Origin of the sequence: uncultured Pseudoteredinibacter sp. (genome assembly GCF_947502065.1) — a bacterium.
GTDB lineage: Bacteria > Pseudomonadota > Gammaproteobacteria > Pseudomonadales > Cellvibrionaceae > Pseudoteredinibacter.
This window is the reverse complement of the sequence record NZ_CANMYE010000015.1, coordinates 39,640-58,294: the sequence shown is the minus strand read 5'-3', so window position 1 is coordinate 58,294 and position 18,655 is coordinate 39,640. Positions and strand designations below refer to the sequence as shown.

At 44.9% G+C, this 18,655-nt stretch carries 13 protein-coding genes; 8 read left to right on the top strand and 5 right to left on the bottom strand.

The window, feature by feature from the left end; all coding sequences use genetic code 11:
- From Q1A41_RS19740 to Q1A41_RS19725, 4 genes are all read left to right on the top strand, one after another.
- A partial coding sequence (locus Q1A41_RS19740) for an Ig-like domain-containing protein (RefSeq protein WP_299982746.1) occupies window positions 1–4,218 on the top strand: 4,218 nt, incomplete at its 5' end.
- A gap of 178 nt (window positions 4,219–4,396) precedes the next feature.
- Window positions 4,397–4,867: a glutathione peroxidase gene (locus tag Q1A41_RS19735; protein WP_299982748.1), complete on the top strand. Its 471-nt coding sequence runs from the start codon at window positions 4,397–4,399 to the stop codon at window positions 4,865–4,867.
- 30 nt (window positions 4,868–4,897) lie between these two features.
- Window positions 4,898–5,356 carry a MarR family transcriptional regulator gene (locus Q1A41_RS19730; protein ID WP_299982743.1) on the top strand — a complete coding sequence of 153 codons (459 nt, stop codon included), beginning with the start codon at window positions 4,898–4,900 and terminating at the stop codon, window positions 5,354–5,356.
- A gap of 365 nt (window positions 5,357–5,721) precedes the next feature.
- Window positions 5,722–7,257, top strand: coding sequence for a 2-isopropylmalate synthase (locus tag Q1A41_RS19725; RefSeq protein ID WP_299982740.1), 1,536 nt, complete (start codon window positions 5,722–5,724; stop codon window positions 7,255–7,257).
- A gap of 15 nt (window positions 7,258–7,272) precedes the next feature.
- Here the strand turns inward: Q1A41_RS19725 and Q1A41_RS19720 are convergent, their stop codons facing one another.
- Both Q1A41_RS19720 and Q1A41_RS19715 read right to left on the bottom strand, forming a co-directional pair.
- The gene (locus Q1A41_RS19720; RefSeq protein ID WP_299982737.1) at window positions 7,273–8,418 is read right to left on the bottom strand and encodes a helix-turn-helix transcriptional regulator; all 1,146 of its coding nucleotides are present in this window, start codon (window positions 8,416–8,418) and stop codon (window positions 7,273–7,275) included.
- A 1-nt stretch (window position 8,419) separates the two neighbouring features.
- On the bottom strand, window positions 8,420–9,088 hold the full coding sequence (locus tag Q1A41_RS19715) for a hypothetical protein (protein WP_299982734.1): 669 nt from the start codon (window positions 9,086–9,088) through the stop codon (window positions 8,420–8,422).
- A gap of 258 nt (window positions 9,089–9,346) precedes the next feature.
- Between Q1A41_RS19715 and Q1A41_RS19710 the strand changes: the two genes are divergently transcribed.
- The 4 genes from Q1A41_RS19710 to Q1A41_RS19695 all read left to right on the top strand — a co-directional run bounded on the left by Q1A41_RS19710 (window position 9,347) and on the right by Q1A41_RS19695 (window position 15,145).
- Window positions 9,347–12,196, top strand: a complete 2,850-nt coding sequence (locus Q1A41_RS19710) for an autotransporter domain-containing protein (protein ID WP_299982731.1) — start codon at window positions 9,347–9,349, stop codon at window positions 12,194–12,196.
- Between the two features lie 103 nt (window positions 12,197–12,299).
- Entirely contained in the window at window positions 12,300–13,214 is a 915-nt protein-coding gene (locus Q1A41_RS19705) for a hypothetical protein (protein ID WP_299982728.1), read from the top strand.
- A gap of 110 nt (window positions 13,215–13,324) precedes the next feature.
- Window positions 13,325–13,777 (top strand): ribosomal protein S18-alanine N-acetyltransferase, encoded by a 453-nt coding sequence (rimI, locus tag Q1A41_RS19700; RefSeq protein ID WP_299982725.1) that lies wholly within the window; start codon window positions 13,325–13,327, stop codon window positions 13,775–13,777.
- A 141-nt stretch (window positions 13,778–13,918) separates the two neighbouring features.
- The gene (locus tag Q1A41_RS19695) at window positions 13,919–15,145 is read left to right on the top strand and encodes an acetyl-CoA acetyltransferase (protein ID WP_299982722.1); all 1,227 of its coding nucleotides are present in this window, start codon (window positions 13,919–13,921) and stop codon (window positions 15,143–15,145) included.
- Window positions 15,146–15,170: 25 nt separating this feature from the next.
- Here the strand turns inward: Q1A41_RS19695 and Q1A41_RS19690 are convergent, their stop codons facing one another.
- The 3 genes from Q1A41_RS19690 to Q1A41_RS19680 all read right to left on the bottom strand — a co-directional run bounded on the left by Q1A41_RS19690 (window position 15,171) and on the right by Q1A41_RS19680 (window position 18,070).
- Window positions 15,171–15,623, bottom strand: coding sequence for a GNAT family N-acetyltransferase (locus Q1A41_RS19690; RefSeq protein WP_299982720.1), 453 nt, complete (start codon window positions 15,621–15,623; stop codon window positions 15,171–15,173).
- 237 nt (window positions 15,624–15,860) lie between these two features.
- Window positions 15,861–17,048, bottom strand: a complete 1,188-nt coding sequence (locus Q1A41_RS19685) for an alanine--glyoxylate aminotransferase family protein (RefSeq protein ID WP_299982717.1) — start codon at window positions 17,046–17,048, stop codon at window positions 15,861–15,863.
- 47 nt (window positions 17,049–17,095) lie between these two features.
- Window positions 17,096–18,070 carry an asparaginase gene (locus Q1A41_RS19680; protein ID WP_299982715.1) on the bottom strand — a complete coding sequence of 325 codons (975 nt, stop codon included), beginning with the start codon at window positions 18,068–18,070 and terminating at the stop codon, window positions 17,096–17,098.
- Window positions 18,071–18,655: the final 585 nt, after the last annotated feature.

Here is an 18,655-nt window from a genome sequence, read left to right as displayed (position 1 = left end):
TCGGCGAAGGTGGTTGATAAAGCGGGCAACGAATCGAACGAGACCGATCCTTTAGAGTTTGATATTGATACGGCGACCCCGGGTGCGCCGAGTATTGTGAGCGTGATTGATGATGTTCCAGCGGTAGCCGGTGGTGCAGACGAAACCATTGCTCACAATGGCATCACCAATGATGACCGTCCAACCATTACCGGTACAGGCCCTGGTAACGCAACCATTACGCTATATTCAGCAGATCCTGAAGGGCTAACTGATGCAGAAAAAAGCGCGATAGCTCTTGGAACCATGACAACCGGTAATGATGGTAAGTGGAATATTACACCATCAGCTTTGGCTGACGGAGTTTATAATTTTTACGCTGATGCTCGTGGTGCTAATGGTCAATTTAGCCCTTCAACTGGGCCATACACAATAACGGTTGATACTGAGGTACCCAACCCACCGGATTTATCGATTAGCGGCACCTTGCTTGCTCACGATGACCAAGGGGATTTCGAGGGCCCTATTAATGAGGGGGATACCACTGATGATGCGAAACCTCGCTTACACGGAACAGTTAGTGAGCCCAATGGCAAGGTTACTATTATTATTGATGCTGGCACTCCACAAGAGCGTTCAGAAACTGTAGATAGTGATAAGGATGGTAATTGGGAATACACACCTGAACCTCCATTAACAGATGGTGAGCACACCGTTGAAATAGCCTTAACTGATGCGGCCGGCAATGGCCCAAGTGCACCAAGTAATCCGTTGAGTTTTATTGTAGATACAACTTTAGTAACAGTGAGTATTGATAAGGCCGTGGATAACGTTGTTAGTCCAGGTCAGCCGGCGGGTACCACAGAAGATATTAATGATGGCGGTAAAACCAATGACACCACGCCATTAATTGTCGGCAGTGCCAAAGTGGGTGCTGAGGTAACCTTAGAGGTGAATGGTAAAACTTATGGACCAGTAACTGCTGACGGCAATGGTGTCTGGCAGGTTCAAATCCCAGAGGGTGATGCCTTACCAGAAGGTTCTGCAGTCTTTAAAGCAGTTGCAAAAGATGCGTCTAATAATGATGTTGAAACCACATTTACCATCGAAATTGATACCACTGCAAACGAGGTACCTGTCATTGTCAATGCTGATGATAATGTTGGTGCGCTCCAGGAAAAACTCTTAAATGGGGATCATACTGATGATGATACTCCGAAAATAAACGGTACTGGAACGGCAGGGGAAACGATTCGTATATACAAAGATGGAAGCTTTGTTGGTGAGGCAATCGTTCAAGCGGATGACAGCTGGACTTACACACCGACTACGGCTTTGACAGAAGGTGAGCACATATTTACCGCCAGCAGTGTGGATGATGTGGGCAACGAGTCTGCGCAAACACCGCCCTTCTCAATTACGGTTGATAGAACAGCTCCAGATGCAGTAACCAGTTTTGCAGGCTTCGACGATGTCGGTACATATGAGCAAATTCAAGATAATTCTGTTATCGATGACAACACGCCTACGTTTGAAGGTGTGGTTACCTTGGCGGATGCGTCAGATGGGGTGCATGTAAAACTCTATTTAGATGATGGTTTGGGTGGAGCTCCAGTTGAATACAACAATATCGCTGTTGATAGTCAAACCGGCGAGTGGACCTTCGACCCAAGCCCTGCCTTGGGTAATGGTACTTATACCGTTTATGCAGTGGTTGTAGATCAAGCCGGAAACGAATCGCCAGCTTCGGACGATCTTACTTTTACAATTAATACCGCAACACCAGGTGCTCCTAGCATTGTTCGTGTGCTTGATGATGTTGACAATGAAGGTGGTCGTACTGATGAGGTGATCCATAAGGGCTTAACTAATGATGCTACTCCGACCATCGAAGGCACTGGGCCTTCCGGTGCGACTATTAGAATCTATGATGGAGACCCTGCTAATGGTGGTGTTGTTATAGATACAACTACGGTATTAGGTGATGGGACTTGGAGCCTCACTGTTAAAGATAGTTCTCCGTTAGCCGATGGCACGCACGACTTTTATGCGGATGCTGTTTTTGGCGGCGGAACGCCAAGCCCTGTAACAGGACCGTATACCATTGAATTAGATACTGTAATCCCTGAGCCACCTTTAAGCTTGCAGGGTTTCGATGATCAAGGTGATGTTAAAGGAAATATTGTTCAGGACTCTGTTATCGACGATATTACTCCCACCTTCAGTGGTAAAGCCGAGAAGAATGCAACTGTTCATATCTATAATAGAAAAGTAGATGGCAGCGTAGAAAAGTTGGGGACGGCTACCGCCGATGGTAATGGTGATTGGACTTTCCAGAGAGAACTCGACTTTGAAAAAAATGTCGAGATTCCTTATGAAATATTTGTCACACAAACTGATGAAGCTGGTAACGGCGAAAGTAATCCGAGCGATTCACTGAAATTCAATCTCAACGGCAAAATAGGTATTGATATCGGTACCGGAAAGCTGGGCGTCAGGGACAGTAATGACGACATTAATGAGGTAACCGATCAAGCCAGTGCAGGAGATTCTGTTGGCGTAACTGGTAGTGCGGTTAACCTTAAGACAACAGAGCAAGAAATTGCTATTGGCTACTCCCTAACTGAAAACCCCGGTGGTTTGTTTGCGATTAATCCTATTAACGGTCAAGTCACTTTAGCAAGGGATGTGACAGATGCGGATATCGGTAGTTATGAAATCACCATTTCAGTATTCACAAACAAGCAGCGAACGGCCGAGGAAAAGTTCACTATTAATATCGTCGAAAATGTAGACCTGCAAGCAGTTACGGATCAGGATGCAGCAGACAATAGTGTATATAGCGATGCTTCGATCGGTGATGAGGTTGGTGTTACAGCTAATGCTATTGATAGTAATAATAGTGATACAGTTAGCTATAGCCTTGAAAATAATGGCGGCGGCTTGTTCACCATTAATCAACAGACCGGCGTTGTAACTTTAGCTCGTGCTGTTGAGAGTTCCGACCTCGGTACTATAACCATCAAAGTTTTAGCTGAATCTTCGGATGGCAGTGAAAAAGAGCTGGATTTCGATATTGAAGTTTCGGATAAAACTTATGAAAACTCAGCCAATGTATTGAGTGGTAATTGGGCCGGTGACTCTACTCCTGATGGTGGTGCTCAAGTTCTGGCAGCAAGCGCTAATGTAACTTCTACAACGACTACTTTTGAAGCGGTGGCTGGTCAAACTTACGATTTAACGGCATCCATTTCTGTAGATGAAGAAGCTGGGAATAAGAAGATTGTTAAAATCGAAGTGCTGGACCCAAGTGGCAATGTTATCGAAGAGAAAACTATTAAGTTTAATGGTAAAACTGAGAACAATGCAGATTTCTCAATAGATGCAGAAGCTGCCGGTGAATACACAGTGCGTGTAAGCAATATTGCTCCTGATGCCAATGTCGAAAGAACGGTTTCGATCGATACCATCGCTGTAGCCGGTGCAGATGCAAGCCAGCTAACTACTCCGCTGGTGTTGGATCTAGATGGTGACGGTACCGAGACCATTTCTAAAACAGAAGGTGTTAAGTTTGATATTAATGCCGATGGTAAGTTGGATGTCACTGGCTGGGTTGCAAGTGATGATGCCCTGTTGGTTTACGATCGCAACCAAGACCAGCAGATCAACGATGGCTCTGAATTGTTCGGTGCGGCAACACAAAAGGCTGATGGCTCTTTAGCTAAAGATGGTTTTGAGGCCTTGCGTGAACTCGATAGCAATCAGGATGGCGTTTTTGATGCAAATGATGATGCCTATTCACACTTACAGCTATGGCAAGACCGTAATAGCGATGGCCAAGTGCAAGACGGTGAGCTATTTGGATTGGATGAAGCCGGCGTTATCAGTATTAATTTGGATGCACAGACTAATAATGAAACCGATAATGGCAATATCATTGGTTTGAGCTCGAGCTATACAGATAAAGACGGGAATGATCTAAGTATTGATGACGTTTGGTTCGGCTATGATTCCGGTGCAGCGGATAATAGTGAGGCGATAGAAATAATGGATCTCATCCAAGATGCTGAAGTAGAAATTCCAGAGCTTTCGCAAGCTCGAGATATTCCTGCTGAGTTACTTGAGGGGCAAGGTGAAGCTCATATCTGTTACTTCGATAGTCTGGTCGGACAGGAAAATATCGATGTCGAGATGATTCAAGGGTTGGTTGATTCTCAGAAGTCACTGCTTGACCACTAGCTTATTGGGCCTTAAAGCGGCTTCGGCCGCTTTGTAGGGAGCCGGGTTTCGCTAGATTTTACAAATAGCCCAGTACGCTAGTGCTGGGCATTATTTTAAGTTAATATGTTGTGCACAATATAGTTGTTTACAATGCTATACTTTAATACGAAATCAATAGGAGCATATCGTGGCTAGTATTTTTCAGCATAGTTTGAACCAGGCGGGCGCAGCGCCATTGGATTTGTCTCAATATGAGGGCAAGGTCCTGCTAATCGTAAATACCGCCAGTAAGTGCGGCTTTACTCCTCAATATAAGGGGTTAGAAGCTCTTCATCAGGATTATAAAGACAAGGGGTTGGTTATTATTGGTTGTCCTTGCAATCAGTTTGCAAGCCAAGAGCCGGGAAGTGATTCCCAGATCAGTGAGTTTTGCGAGTTGAATTTTGGTGTCACTTTTCCATTGGTCGCTAAGCTGGATGTAAATGGTGACAATGCTCACCCGCTATTTGAAGATTTAAAGCAAGCGGCGCCAGGAATCTTGGGGACCAAAAAGGTAAAATGGAATTTCACTAAATTCTTGGTTGCCAAAGATGGCCAAACTGTTAAGCGTTTTGCTCCTAAAGATAAGCCTGAATCAATGCGTGCGGCCATCGAAGCTCTACTGTAAACATTCAAAAACTCCGGACAATGAAGGCCTATGCCTAAAGAAATTCCCGAAGCTGAGCTGCTGTATTTGGATCAGCAGTTATGTTTTCGCCTCTACACGGCGTCTCGCCTTATCATAAGGGCCTATCAGCCCTTGCTTAAAGAGTTGGATATTACCTATCCCCAATATCTGGTGTTGATGTTGATGTGGGAATGGAAAGACAAAGCGCAGCAAAGCTCTACGGTAGGGCAATTGGGGCAGCGCTTGCAGCTGGATTCAGGCACCTTAACGCCCTTACTAAAACGTATGGAATCTAAAGGCTTGCTAGAGCGGTTTAGAGGGCTAGAGGATGAGCGCGAGAGGCATGTTCGCCTGACCTCTAAGGCTATTGTCATGCGTGAAAGAGCTTTGGCTTGGATGCGCCCTGTTCGGGAAGGGGAAAGGTCTAAAGGCTTAGATTTGGAAGCTTTGTCGGAAAACTTAGATGTGTTAATAGATTCATTTTCCTAAAAAATCCCAGTTTTTAGGATGAATGTTTTTATCATTTGGGTTTTGGCGTTACTTTTTGCAATTTTATCCTAAATAAGTCTGATTTTTAGGATGGCTATTGATGTGTTTTTAGGCTGCCTGTACTATGTGTGGCCTGTAAACAATGCTTCTTATGTTAGGAAGCCACAAACAATATTAGCCATGAATTGCCATTTTTTTAAAAATACTTGCACCAGCTCTTTCGAGCTAGCTTCTCTGCGCCTCCTGCCGCAGCGACTGCCGCTGCGCGGCTAATATTGATTTCCCCCGTTTTTATATACAATTTCTATTTATTATTTAGGTTGCAAGCATAGCAAAAGCCTAGGATTTCTTTGGAGTGATAAGCCATGTCTAAGGACAAATTGGTCATTTTTGATACCACCTTGCGTGATGGGGAGCAGAGCCCTGGCGCATCCATGACAAAAGAAGAAAAGATTCGTATCGCTAAGATGCTAGAAAAGATGCGAGTTGATGTAATTGAGGCGGGTTTTGCGATAGCCAGTCCAGGTGATTTCGAGGCCGTGAAGGCCGTCGCCGAAACCGTAAAAGATTCCACAGTATGTAGTTTAGCCCGCGCCATGGGGCCGGATATTTTACGTGCTGGTGAGGCGCTAAAAAATGCTAACTCAGGCCGAATCCATACCTTCATTGCCACTTCTCCTATTCATATGAAGTACAAGTTGCAAATGGAGCCCGAAGAGGTTTTGGCTCAAGCCATTGATGCCGTTAAGCGCGCTAGACAGTTTACCGATGATGTGGAGTTTTCATTGGAAGATGGCTCTCGCACGGAGTTTGAGTTTGCCAGCCGTATTATTGAAGCCGTTATTGATGCGGGTGCGGGCACGATCAATATTCCGGATACCGTAGGCTATGGTGAGCCAGCAGAGTATGGCTTGATGTTTAAACGTCTCATTGAAAATGTACCCAATGCAGATAAAGCTATCTTCTCGACTCACTGCCATAACGACTTGGGCTTGGCTGTTGCTAATTCACTATCGGCGGTAATGAATGGCGTGCGCCAGGTGGAATGTACTATCAATGGTTTGGGTGAGCGTGCGGGTAATGCTTCATTGGAAGAATTGGTGATGGCGGTGCAAACCCGCCATGATGTCATGCCTGTCTATACTGAAATCGATCCGGTACACATCGTGCCTACTTCGCGCCTTGTTTCCAGTATCACAGGCTTCCCTGTTCAGCCAAACAAAGCCATTGTTGGAGCCAATGCCTTTGCCCATGAATCGGGTATTCACCAAGATGGCGTGCTAAAGCATCGTGAAACCTATGAAATCATGAAAGCAGAAGATGTAGGTTGGAATACCAATAAGCTTGTTCTAGGTAAGCATTCAGGTCGTGCAGCGGTGAAAGCCCGATATGAAGAGCTGGGTATACAGTTCGAAGAGCATGGTGAGTTCAATCAGATATTCCAAGCTTTTAAGCAACTAGCTGATAAGAAACATGAGATCTTCGATGAAGATTTGCAGGCTTTGGTAGGTGAGGCCCAAGAGGTTGAGGAAACCTATGGCTTTGAAAGCATGGAAGTCAGCTGCAAAACAGGTCAGTCTCCACATGCTAAGTTGGCGATTCGAGTTGGCGAGCAGTTAATCGAAACTGAATCTGAAGGCAGTGGCCCAGTCGATGCGGTGTTTAAGGCCATTGAAAAGCAGTTCCAAAGCGGCTCAGACTTGTTGTTATATTCAGTGAATGCGATTACCCAAGGCACCGAGGCCGTGGGCGATGTAACTGTCCGCCTTGAACGCAATGGCCAGCTAGTTAATGGTGTGGGCGCTGATACCGATGTGGTAGCTGCTTCCGCGAAAGCCTATCTGCATGCTTTAAATCTGTTGGAATCAGGGGTACGCCCTCATCCTCAGTATGGGGTTTGAGGTTTGCCGCTGGCACTATATTTGTATATCAAGAGCGTTGCTGTGTTTGAATAAATTATGCAATAGTTGGGTTTGATTTTTACAATCGGTCTTTCTAAGCAATGCCTTGATGTGGGTTTTAATCGTATTGTGGCTTAATTTTTCATGCTCAGAAATCTCATTGATGGTTCTGGCTTTGCTGATGTGCGTTAGTATGCAAGCTTCTTTTTTTGTAAGACTATAGAGCTTTGCAAAGTCAGTGCTATCTATGTGCGTGTTTTTTCTAATAGGTCTGATCAAAATGATGGCTAAGGCTTTTCGGTATTGAATTGTAATTTGTTGATCGCTTGTAGAGAAAGGCAGCACCAAAATCTCAAAAAGATCATAATGGCTTTTTTTGTTGCCTTCTTTTATATAAATGCAGTTTTGCATAGTGAAGCCACTGATTCCTTGGGCGGCGTCTATGGCGTGGTTGATAATTGGTCTTAATTGCGTTTCTAAGGCATGATCTAAAATCAAAGAGCCATTAAAAACAGAAAATTCCTTGTGTGTGCTAAAAGCTTCGCTGTATTCGTTTTGGTAGTAGATTTTCAGTTTTTTATCAACAAGAAAGATGGCTTGTTGAATATTATCAAAATCTTTTATGCTTATATTTTTATGGTTGTGTATGCCTGTCAGTCTGTCTTGTAGTGTGATAGCTGTTTTTAGATGTGAGTTTAATTGATTGATAAAGTGTATATCTTCGTCGCTATAATCTTTTTCACCATGAGCTCTTTGCAGTCCTAATCGAGTTGCTAAAGTGTTGTTGATGTTTATGTATCCCCCGGCTAAATGGTGTATGTTTTCTGGCCGACAGAAATCGGCATATAATTCGCTTTTTAAGTAATAATTGTCAGTATCGATTTCGCTGAGTCGCCAGAATTGATGAGTATCATAGTTCATTAATTTCTTATTGATAAAATCAACACTCGCATAATGCAAAGCATAATTTTCCATCGAGCTATCGCTTATGCCTATATTTACTTCATTGTAGATATTTCCCCCGCCAAAGTCTTCCAGCATTAAGACGCCACCTTTGCTTTTGCTGCAGGTTACAATGTGTTGCAAGACTTCTGGCCATATGGTTTGGTCATGAATGCTGTCATATATTAATTCGATTCCTTGGTGTAAATTTTTATGCATATTAAACCTCTCTCAGAAGTCTTAGTGCATCTAATATAAAACGTTGTTTGTTTCTAAAATTATTTTTTCTCATTATATGGCTAATGGTTTTTTGTAGGCTGTTTGTGGGTATGTGCATAACACTACTGATTTCTTTAAGAGATTTTCCTATGCAAAGTTCTAAAATTATTTTAGCTTCTGATGGCTTGAGATGATAGACGCAACATAGCATATCAACTTGATTGTTAGCTTTATGGTTGATGTTTGGTTGGCTATATAGGCAATTTTCATCTTTACCAATAGGTGCTGCTGCTTGGGTGATGGTGTTGGCATACAGAAATAAGCTTGCTTCAGAATGCTTGAATGAGCGCCTTATATGTTTGCATATGTTGTCGAATATTGTTTTAGTGCTTAATTGAGCGTCAATATTTTCTTTTAATCTGATCAGCTTCAGTTGTATATATCTATTCTTGTCCAGTGGTATTGTTGAGCATTTTGAAAACGCCCCTGTAGTGTCTTTATGAGTGTCAGAGCAGTAATAAAATCTTGGTTTGGTCTCATTATTTACCAAAACACTTAGAGTTGAATCTGAGCAATGAAAAAAACGACATAGCGCATTGAGCGTTTGTGGCCATTGCTGTGGCTCATAACTGTTGATGTAAATTGATTGCACAATGCTAAATTCATTCATCCTATGTGCCCGAGCTCCGGTCTGTGGTTTCTCAGCTGTATGCGTCGCCATTAATGCTTATTGGGTATGGTGAAAGCGAGATCATATTAACTAGCTCTAATAATGTATCCGATGGGGGTAAATACGATATATCACTATATTTGGTTATTTGTCGTTTAAGTCTTTATTTCCCCAATTTTAGGGCGGATTTGGGTGATTTTCCTCTTGTCTGTCTTTGTTATATTGCGGGGCTTGGTATAACGTAAGGGTGTCGCTAGGATGGCAAAAATCAAACAACAAGCCTTTCATTTAACGGCCTACATAAGTTTCTTGTTTATGTCGGTTTGTTCATCAATAACACACTCAGCCGGTCTGGCTGAGATTGGGATTGACATCTTTTACCCCTATGAAATGACGGCGCCAACAAATGTGTTATTTGGGGTGAATGCATTCAGCGATGCCATTAGTGGTCAAGGGGGCAGTACTGAAATCATTATTAATCTGGAAGGAAGTACCCCAGGGATGGGTATTCAATTTCTGAGAGTGACCGATGGTTTGCAGTGTACTCAATTATCTGGCTTTCGATATGCCTGTGAAACTAATGGTACGGGCAGTTTTGAATTTGAGACAGACTTACTGGATGATGGTGATTATACCATCGTTGCTCGATTGGAAAATTGCAGCTTTAGTCGCCCATATCGTTGTGAAACATCTCGCAGTTTCCGAATCGGAAAAAGTAATACTAATGCCTTGGTTAATGCGCGTTTAGTGCCCTCAGGCTTGGGTTCTAATATTAATACAACGGTATATCGTATTGTTGAAGGTTTGGATTTTTATAATATGGGGCGATTTAATATCTATTTAGACAGCCCTCCAAATGAAACGGCATCTTTAGATTATGAAATTATTCCTGAAACGGCTATTTTAGATCCGGCCTCAACAGAAAAAGATGCCGTATTTTTTACTAGTACAGACAGTATTATCATCTCTGAGCAAGAGAGTAGTTCTCTGCGCGGAACGCTTATTTGGGGGCCGGGTGATACCAATTCTAGAGAAATAAAATTTACCGCTGTGGATGATACACAACTAGAAGACGTCGAACGATTTCGGGTGGTATTTTCTAATCCGGTTGGTATAGCCTCAGTACCTGCTGCGTTAAATTTTATTGTGGAAGATAATGATGGTGCACCGGATATCGATATTGTTGTTCCACCGACAGTCGACGAGTCTGCTGGGCAGCTCAACATACAGCTTCGATTAAGTCATCCACCTGCCGAAGAGGCGTTTGTTATTATCTCATCTGAGGATGCAACAGCTACGGCGCCAGAAGATTATACTGCGCAAAATAATGTTCGAGTTACCTGGGCACCTGGCGATGCCAGTATTAAATCGCTAGCCATCCCTATTATTGATGACGCCTTACCCGAAGGTGATGAGCAATTTGTAGTAAAGTTAATTGATTCTCAATTTGTTAACCTTAGGCAGCAAGCGCCACAAGCAGTTGTCACAATTTTGGATAATGACAATGCCGACAGTTTTACGATTGATAATCAAAGCATCACAGATTTTGATGGTGACGGAAAAGTGCTGTATACCGCGAGTGCAGCAGAGCTTAGTGGTGTTGATGTCTCATCGGCCAGCGTTGAATGGTATTTAGATAATCAACTTTTGTCGACGGGTTCAGAGCTTCAAACAGAGCTAGAACTTGGTCAGTACAGCCTTTCTTTGGTGATAAAAACGCCAGGTGATGAGACCCTTGCGGGGTCTTATTTGCTTGAAGTCAAGTCTACAGACAGTAGTGAAACAAAAACATTAAATACGATTGTTGGTTTGGATAATGAGTCGGAGAGCGTGGCACAATCTCTAGATGCGCTGTGCCCAGCATTAGAAGAATCCAGCCAGTCCACCGATTTAAGTGCTGGGCAAAGCGGTTTGCTGGCGCGCTGTAGGCAGCTGACCGATCCAAACCTTGATGACAATGATGTTCGTACGGCTTTGCGTCAAATCAATGGTGAAGAAACCGAGGCTATGTTATCAACCAGTACTCGTTTTTCTGGCACCCAGCAAAATAATATTCGTACTCGTATGATGCAGCTTCGCAGTGGCGTTTCATCGGGGATTAATATATCAGGATTGCATCTTCAGTTGGATGGCAGTGTTCTGAGTGGCGGTCAGCTTGAGGGTATTGCTGGTGCTGTCTTGGGCGGTGCAGCGGGTGCTGATACCCAAGCGCAAGATGAGCAGGCTATCTTGCAAGATTCCAAATGGGGAATATTTATCAACGGGAATATAGCCTATCGTGAGCGTGATGAAAGCCAGCAAAACAGTGGTTATAAACTGGATGTGCAAGGCATCACCGCTGGCATTGACTATCGCTTTACACCAGATGTAATCGCGGGATTGGCTTTGGGTTATTCCAAAAGTGATTTGGATTATAAAAACAATGGCGGCGCTATGGATGCGCAGGCGATGTACTACATGCTGTATGGAAGTATCAATATGGGCTCTGCCTTTTATATTGATTCCAGTGTTGCGTATTCAGATGCAGATTATGATATCTCTCGACGTATACAATACAACGATGCTGCAGGTCTGGTGTCGTTGCTTAAAGAAGGAGATACACAAGGCGAGCAATGGTTGGCAACCCTGGATGCTGGCTACGACTATCACCATAACGGTTGGTATTTTGGCCCTAATATAAGTCTTTCTCTGATCGATGGTGTTATCGATTCATTTGCTGAGCGAGGAAATAGCGGCCTTGAGTTACGTTATGGTGATCAAAACAGCGAGGTGCTTACTGCCGGTGCAGGGCTTCATGCCGCAAAAGTTTTCTTGCTAGATTGGGGGGTGTTAACAGCGCGAGCTAATGCCACGGCTTATCATGAGTTTCAGAATGATACATCGATCATTCGTGCAAACTTTGTACATGGTATTGATGGCTTGGATACACCCGATTTTCTTATTCGGGCTGACAAACCTGATAGCAGTTTTATCACTTTAGGCTTGGGTTTGGCCGCGCAGTTTCGCCATGGTTTTTCAGGGTTTGTGGATTATCAATCGCTGCAAGGTGCGAATCGTTTAAAATCCAGTGAGTGGTCATTCGGCTTGCGCTATGAGATTAAATTTTAATCGCTTTAGTTAGGGCCTGTTAACACTAATGGCGCCTTGAGGGCGCCTTTCTTCATTTGTCGGCACAGGTTAGAATAAGCTTATCTAACAGGTCGATATCTTTATGTACGAAACTACTCGCCATCAATATCTCAGCGCTATGGGTATAGACAGCTATATGCCGCGTCGTCTACTGCCTAATGCCCCATTGCCAGTGCAATGTGAATGGCCAGTGTTGAGCACGGCGGGTGATCTTACGGCTGAGTCAGCCGCTAAAAAGGGGATGCCACCTGAAACTTATACCGCGCTTGAATCATCGCCTGCTCAAGATGATTTGGCGGCTTCTCAGGTACCGTCTGCAGCCACAAGCTTACAAAGTGATGCTGCTTCAGCTACAGGGGTTGGGGAAAAAGGCGCGGCGGCGGAGTTATTGGCGGATTTGGGGGCGATCCGCAAAAACAATGATCATGGCAAGCCAAAAGATGTTAAAGCTCAAGCGCTGTTAAGCACGCAAACCAGCGAGGCTTTACGTTTTAGTCTTAGCGTATGGCGTTTTGATGATCTGCTTGTATTGGATAGCCGCCATAGCGAAAAAGCGCTACCAACGGAAAAGTTATTGCTGAGTATGTTGCAAGCTTATGGCCTTAAGCTGGGCAACCTACCTAAGGCGCAGGTTTTACAATGGCCTATGTTTGATATGCCGCAGGCCGATACTGGCGTGCAAGCTGCTCGTGAAATGTTGGGCGCCTTTTTAGATACATTGCTTGATAAGCCCTTAAGCCATTGGTGGCTGATGGGGGCGGATGCTTTTCATTTGTTACCGCCTGATATATTGGCTGAATCGGGTGATGGTTTTGGCCAAGTTATTAAGGCTGAGCAGTTAGCTGGCGCCAATGTTAGCCCGGCCTCACAGCTCATTACTATGCCGAGTTTAGCCGATATGTTAGAGCGCCCGCAGCTCAAAGCCAAAGCATGGCAAGCTATGGCTTTGAGCTGCGGGCGCTCTAACATATCGATGCGCTCAGAGCAAAACACATGAAAAAGCGGAGCTTATATAAAATAAATGAGCATTTTGTGTGTGTTTAACAAAGCAATGGCAGCCCAGGTAGTTCTTCAGCAGCCTGCTAAACCATTAGCGGTTAAGTAAGGATGACTGAATTGATTCGTGCAATTCAAGAAACGGATTTGGCCGAAATTATTCAAATAGAGCAAGCTGCTCACAGCCACCCTTGGGCATTAAATCAATTTTCTAAGCGCCTTAATTGTGCTCGCCATTTACACGCTGCTCTTGTGATAAAAGGCAAGATTTATGGTTATTACTTGGCATCGCAAGTTGCCGGGGAAGCTGAATTACTCAATATCTCAGTGGCTCCCAGTCAACAAGGCAAAGGTCTAGGCTTTAAGTTATTGCAACATTTTATCTCTAATCTAAAAGCTGAAACGGCTGATGTTTTTTTAGAGGTGCGTGCTTCTAACGCTTTGGCCATCAAGCTTTATGAGAAACAAGGTTTTCACCAGCTGGGCTGTCGGCCTGATTACTATCCCTGCCGTAAACATGGACGTGAAGATGCCTTGTTGTATGCGTTGAGTGTGCAAAAATAAACGGCGCCTATTGGTTTCATGGTGTACGTATGTACAGTTAAAACTTGCTAGGAATGATCCTTTCCGATAATCTAAGTCTCATAGTAAAAGCTACAGACGAGTGGTAAGCTTAATAAAACCATTGCTGGATGAGTAAGAATAATGTCAAAAGAAGTGTTTATACTGGGTGGCGCCCAGACGGATTTTGCTCGTAACTGGTCAAGACAAGGCTTAGAAATTGGCGATATGATGGAAGAGGTGGTGCGTGAAGGCCTTAACTCTAGCCAGATAGATGCCGCTGACATTCAAAGCGCCCATGTTGGCAATTTTGTTGGCGAGCTATTTTGTGGTCAAGGCATGTTGGGCGGTGTCTTAGCTCAAAAAATTCCAGAGTTCAGAGGGCTTCCCATCTCACGCCATGAGGCGGCTTGTGCCTCGGGTAGCATGGCGATTCTTGCCGCAATGGCCGATATCGAGTCGGGCCGCTATCAAACAGCCTGCGTTGTTGGTGTTGAATATATGCGTAATGTGCCAGGTGATAAAGGCGCCGAGTATCTAGGTTCAGCCGCATACACCGGGCATGAGGGGCAGGGCGTTACTTTTATGTGGCCCCATATGTTTAGCGAGCTTACCTTAGAGTATGAAAAGCGTTATGGCATCGATTATCAGCACCTTGGAGAAATAGCTCGCATTAATTATGACAATGCCAAGCTAAACCCTAATTCTCAATCACGTGCATGGGAATTTGCTGAGGGAGCGTTTACGGAAAATGACGAATTGAACCCGGTGATCAGTGGGCGAGTTCGTCGTAACGATTGTGGTCAAATTACCGATGGTGCTGCGGTTGTATTCTTAGCATCAAAAGAGTTCGCCGAAGCGTATGCCGCTAAAAATGGCTTGGATATTAACGCAATTCCGCGCATTAAGGGCTGGGGGCACACAACAGCAGGTATAGCCTATAGTGATAAAATCCTCGCCAGTGAAAATCAAGATCTGGTTTTTCCTCATGTTAATCAAGCCATCAAACAAGCATTTACTCGCGCGAATGTAAACTTGGAGCAGATCGATGCCATTGAAACTCATGATTGTTTCGCGATGACTGAATATATGGCTATCGACCACTTTGGAATTACCAAGCCAGGTGAATCTTGGAAGGCTATCGAGGCCGGTGATATTGCAATGGGTGGCAAGCTGCCAATTAATCCAAGTGGGGGCTTAATTGGTTTGGGGCATCCAGTCGGTGCAACCGGCGTGCGCATGATGCTGGATGCTTATAAGCAAGCTAGCAAGCAAGCAGATTCTTACCAGGTGCATGGCGCAAAAAATATTGCCACCTTAAATATTGGTGGTAGTGCTACGACCACCGCGAGTTTTGTGGTGGGAGTTTAAGCAACTTCGCTTGATGCTTTGCTGATTAAATACACTTTTTAAAAAACAAGCTATGCGGATCGCTTTGGTAATCAGCAAAGGGTCCGCATTCAGTAAATCCATTTTTCTTATACATGGCGACGGCAGGGTAAAATGCCTCGGCGCTACCAGTTTCCAAATAAAGTGTTTCCATGCCTTGCTCTAAAGCGTACTTTTCTATGTGGGTAAGAAGTAGCTGAGCAATGCCGCGTCTTAAATAGCCGTCTTTAGTTTTCATTGATTTAATTTCGGCTGCGTTGTTTGCAAATTGTTTTATGGCGCCGCAAGCGGCGAGTTCTTTATCTTCCCGGTAAGAGAAAAATGTAACTGATGTGTCTTGTAACGAGTCTTGGTCTAGAGCATGCACGCTTTCTTCTGGGGAATGTTTAAGCATTTCCAGTCGGTGCTGCTGTATGAGTTCTACGATATCTTCTGGGCAGTCTGTTTCTTGTTTTATCACCTATAGTCCTTAAAGTAGTGTTTAGATATTCTATGTTAACTGCTTGCTCTATTTTAGTGCTCAGTGCGCTGTAGTGCCCCAGTATTAAACTCAAAGTGGTTTTTATAAAGAAGAAAACAGCGGTACTCCGCATACTCAAGCAAAGATAGCAATTAACAAGCCAACCATTCTTGAGCGTAAATAAAAAAGCCTCAGCAATTGCTGAGGCTTCTCGTTTGATAACAGTGTCGTTTTAATCTATTCGCCAACACTGTCGTAATGTGACATGGCCGCTGCCACGGCGGCGCCACGCTCATGTGTGGCTCCTTGCGCTGCTAGTATGTTGTCTAGCGCGCTTAAGCAAAGCAATACGTTCTCTTCATAACAGGCTTGGCCCATTAGGCCGATGCGCCAGGCTTTACCTGCAAAAGCGCCAAGGCCCGCACCGATTTCCAAATCGTATTGTGACAGCAAGGCTGAGCGAACGGCGGCGTCTTCGATACCTTCTGGAATTTGCACAAGATTTAATTGTGGCAATCTGCAAGATTCGTCAACCAACATGTTGAGCCCCATGGCCTCTAAACCTTTCACCAGAGCTTCGTGGTGGAACTGGTGGCGTTCAAAAGCTAAATCTAGGCCTTCCTCTTCCAGCATGACCAATGATTCATGCAGGGCATACATGGCATTTACTGGTGCGGTATGGTGATAGGCGCGTTTGCTATCGCCACCCCAATAACCCATTACTAGTTGCATATCTAAGAACCAGCTTTGAACCTTGTGTTCACGATTCTTGATGGCTTCAACTGCTTTAGGGCTAAAAGTAACGGGAGAAATACCTGGTACACAAGACAGACATTTCTGTGAGCCAGAATAAACGGCATCGGCGCCCCATTCGTCCACCTTCAGCTCAATACCACCAAGAGAGGTTACGGCATCCATAATGCTAAGGGCGTTATTGTCGGCAGCAATTTTACACAAAGCAGCCGCATCACTTTCTACGCCGGTAGAGGTTTCCGCGTGTACAAAGGCCAGTACTTTGGTATCTGGGTGCTCGGCAAAGGCGGCTTTTACCTTGTCGATGCTTACTGGGGTACCCCAGTCATCTTCCACCATGATGGCGGTAGCGCCACAGCGTTCTACATTTTCTTTCATGCGCCCGCCAAAGACACCGTTTTGGCAAACAATGGCTTTGTCGCCTGGCGCAAGCAGGTTAACAAAGCAAGCTTCCATGCCAGCAGAGCCTGGCGCGGATACCGGAATGGTTAATTGGTTTTCGGTTTGAAAGGCCATTTGCAATAGGCCTTTGATTTCATCCATTAAGGTAACGAATTCTGGATCAAGGTGCCCAATAGTTGGGCGGCCTAAGGCGGCTAATACGCGCGGGCTTACATCGGAGGGGCCGGGGCCCATCAGGGTTCTCGTCGGCGGATAAAAAGGTGTTGCCATGGTGTTTCCTATTGTATTTGTTGTACTTGATGTCGTAATTTAAAAATTCATTCTTGGCTATTGCCGCCAATCTCTCCGGCAAGGTTTTCACACATTGCATCGGCTAAGGCTGGGCCTTGTAAACCTTGAGCGATAAGCACATGGGCTTTAGCAAAGGCGGCCTCGAGATTGATGTCGCTAGCGTGCCTTACGCCTGCGCGGCTCAATACGCTGCCAGTCGCATAATTGTCTTGTTGCACTCCGCCGTGGCGACACTGGCTGATATTGAAAAGACAGATGCCTCGCTCTTTGGCTTCAGCTAATGCGGCGACTAGGGCAGAGTCAGCGGCAGGTATATTACCTGCCCCAAAGCTTAGCAACAAAACTAATTTTAGGTCTTTAGAGGACAATGCTTGTTGGACGCTTGCGGCGCTGATGCCTGGGTAGAAGTATATCAATCCTACGCTACCATGCTGTTCTGGGGTGATCTGGCCGTCATAAACAAAGGCTGTAGCTGGCTTTGTGCCTTTGCCATTGCCATTTACAAAGGCATGAAAATCCTGGCTGCTGGCCTTGTGGCAGCGATTGGCTTCCAGTAATTGGCCACCGAAATAAAGGCTAACCCCTTGATAACCACCATCACGGCTGCGCAAGGCACCCATAAAGTTATCTACGGCATCGTTCTCTGGTAGCAATAGAGGTACCTGTGAGCCTGTGAAGATGATGGTTTTAGGGCTGCCTGCGAACATAAAAGATAGTGCCGCTGCCGCGAAGGCCATGGTATCGGTGCCATGGAGGATGATGTAAGCCTTGTAGTTGCTATTGGCTTTGATGGTGCCGGCTAAACGCTGCCAATCGCTAGGGGTGGCGTCTGAGCTGTCGATCAGTGGGCTCATGCTTACAAAGTCGAAATCAGCCATTTGTTCATGGGCCGCCAATGCGTGACGTAAATTGCTTTCTAGCTCAGCGTTCGGAGCAAGGCCGTTCGGGCCGGGGGCCATTCCTATTGTGCCGCCAGCATAAATCACAAGCGTATGATGCATAGTCCGTTCCCCTTTTCTAATCAGCTTTAAATGGGGTGATTTTAACATTGCTGATCAAGACTTGCCTTTAGGCGGATCAATTAAGCTTTAAATTATGATTGTATGTGGCCCTGCATTGGTTGCTTCGAGCCGCATGTAGGTCAAAGGTTTCTTGCAAAACTCGCCGTGAACCCATCCCTGGGGGCTCCCCAAAAGCGTCCCTGCTTTTGAGGGTTTTGCAAGAAACCTTTGACCTACAAGCTGAATTAACTGCGTATCCGGTAGTTAGGTAACTTTAAGAGTAAAGTATAAAAATATATGCGGCCAAGGAGCCTCTGAGGAGGTTTACGAGTTTGTAGTGGGAAAGTAGTTAGGTCTTGCTTTGGAATTGCCCAGAAAAACCCTCAAAAGCAAGGACGCTTTTGGGGAGCCCCCAGGACCAATTCGCTTGGAGCGAATTTGGGCTTGGCCGAAGGCTGAGCACCTGGATGGTGAGAATCCATGGGTTTACGGCGCGTTTTTCTGGGCAATTCCAAAGTAAGGCCGGCTCGAAGCCCTCAATTAAAATAATCTAAAAGGTCAAAAGTACAAAAAAGCCGATGTTAT

Bases quoted from the DNA above. Each gene is read 5' to 3' on its own strand.
- Q1A41_RS19720 (WP_299982737.1), bottom strand. From the start codon at position 8,418: ATGCATAAAAATTTACACCAAGGAATCGAATTAATATATGACAGCATT.
- Q1A41_RS19685 (WP_299982717.1), bottom strand. From the start codon at position 17,048: ATGGCAACACCTTTTTATCCGCCGACGAGAACCCTGATGGGCCCCGGC.
- Q1A41_RS19730 (WP_299982743.1), top strand. From the start codon at position 4,898: ATGCCTAAAGAAATTCCCGAAGCTGAGCTGCTGTATTTGGATCAGCAG.
- Q1A41_RS19715 (WP_299982734.1), bottom strand. From the start codon at position 9,088: ATGAATGAATTTAGCATTGTGCAATCAATTTACATCAACAGTTATGAG.
- rimI (WP_299982725.1), top strand. From the start codon at position 13,325: ATGACTGAATTGATTCGTGCAATTCAAGAAACGGATTTGGCCGAAATT.
- Q1A41_RS19725 (WP_299982740.1), top strand. From the start codon at position 5,722: ATGTCTAAGGACAAATTGGTCATTTTTGATACCACCTTGCGTGATGGG.
- Q1A41_RS19705 (WP_299982728.1), top strand. From the start codon at position 12,300: ATGTACGAAACTACTCGCCATCAATATCTCAGCGCTATGGGTATAGAC.
- Q1A41_RS19680 (WP_299982715.1), bottom strand. From the start codon at position 18,070: ATGCATCATACGCTTGTGATTTATGCTGGCGGCACAATAGGAATGGCC.
- Q1A41_RS19710 (WP_299982731.1), top strand. From the start codon at position 9,347: ATGGCAAAAATCAAACAACAAGCCTTTCATTTAACGGCCTACATAAGT.
- Q1A41_RS19695 (WP_299982722.1), top strand. From the start codon at position 13,919: ATGTCAAAAGAAGTGTTTATACTGGGTGGCGCCCAGACGGATTTTGCT.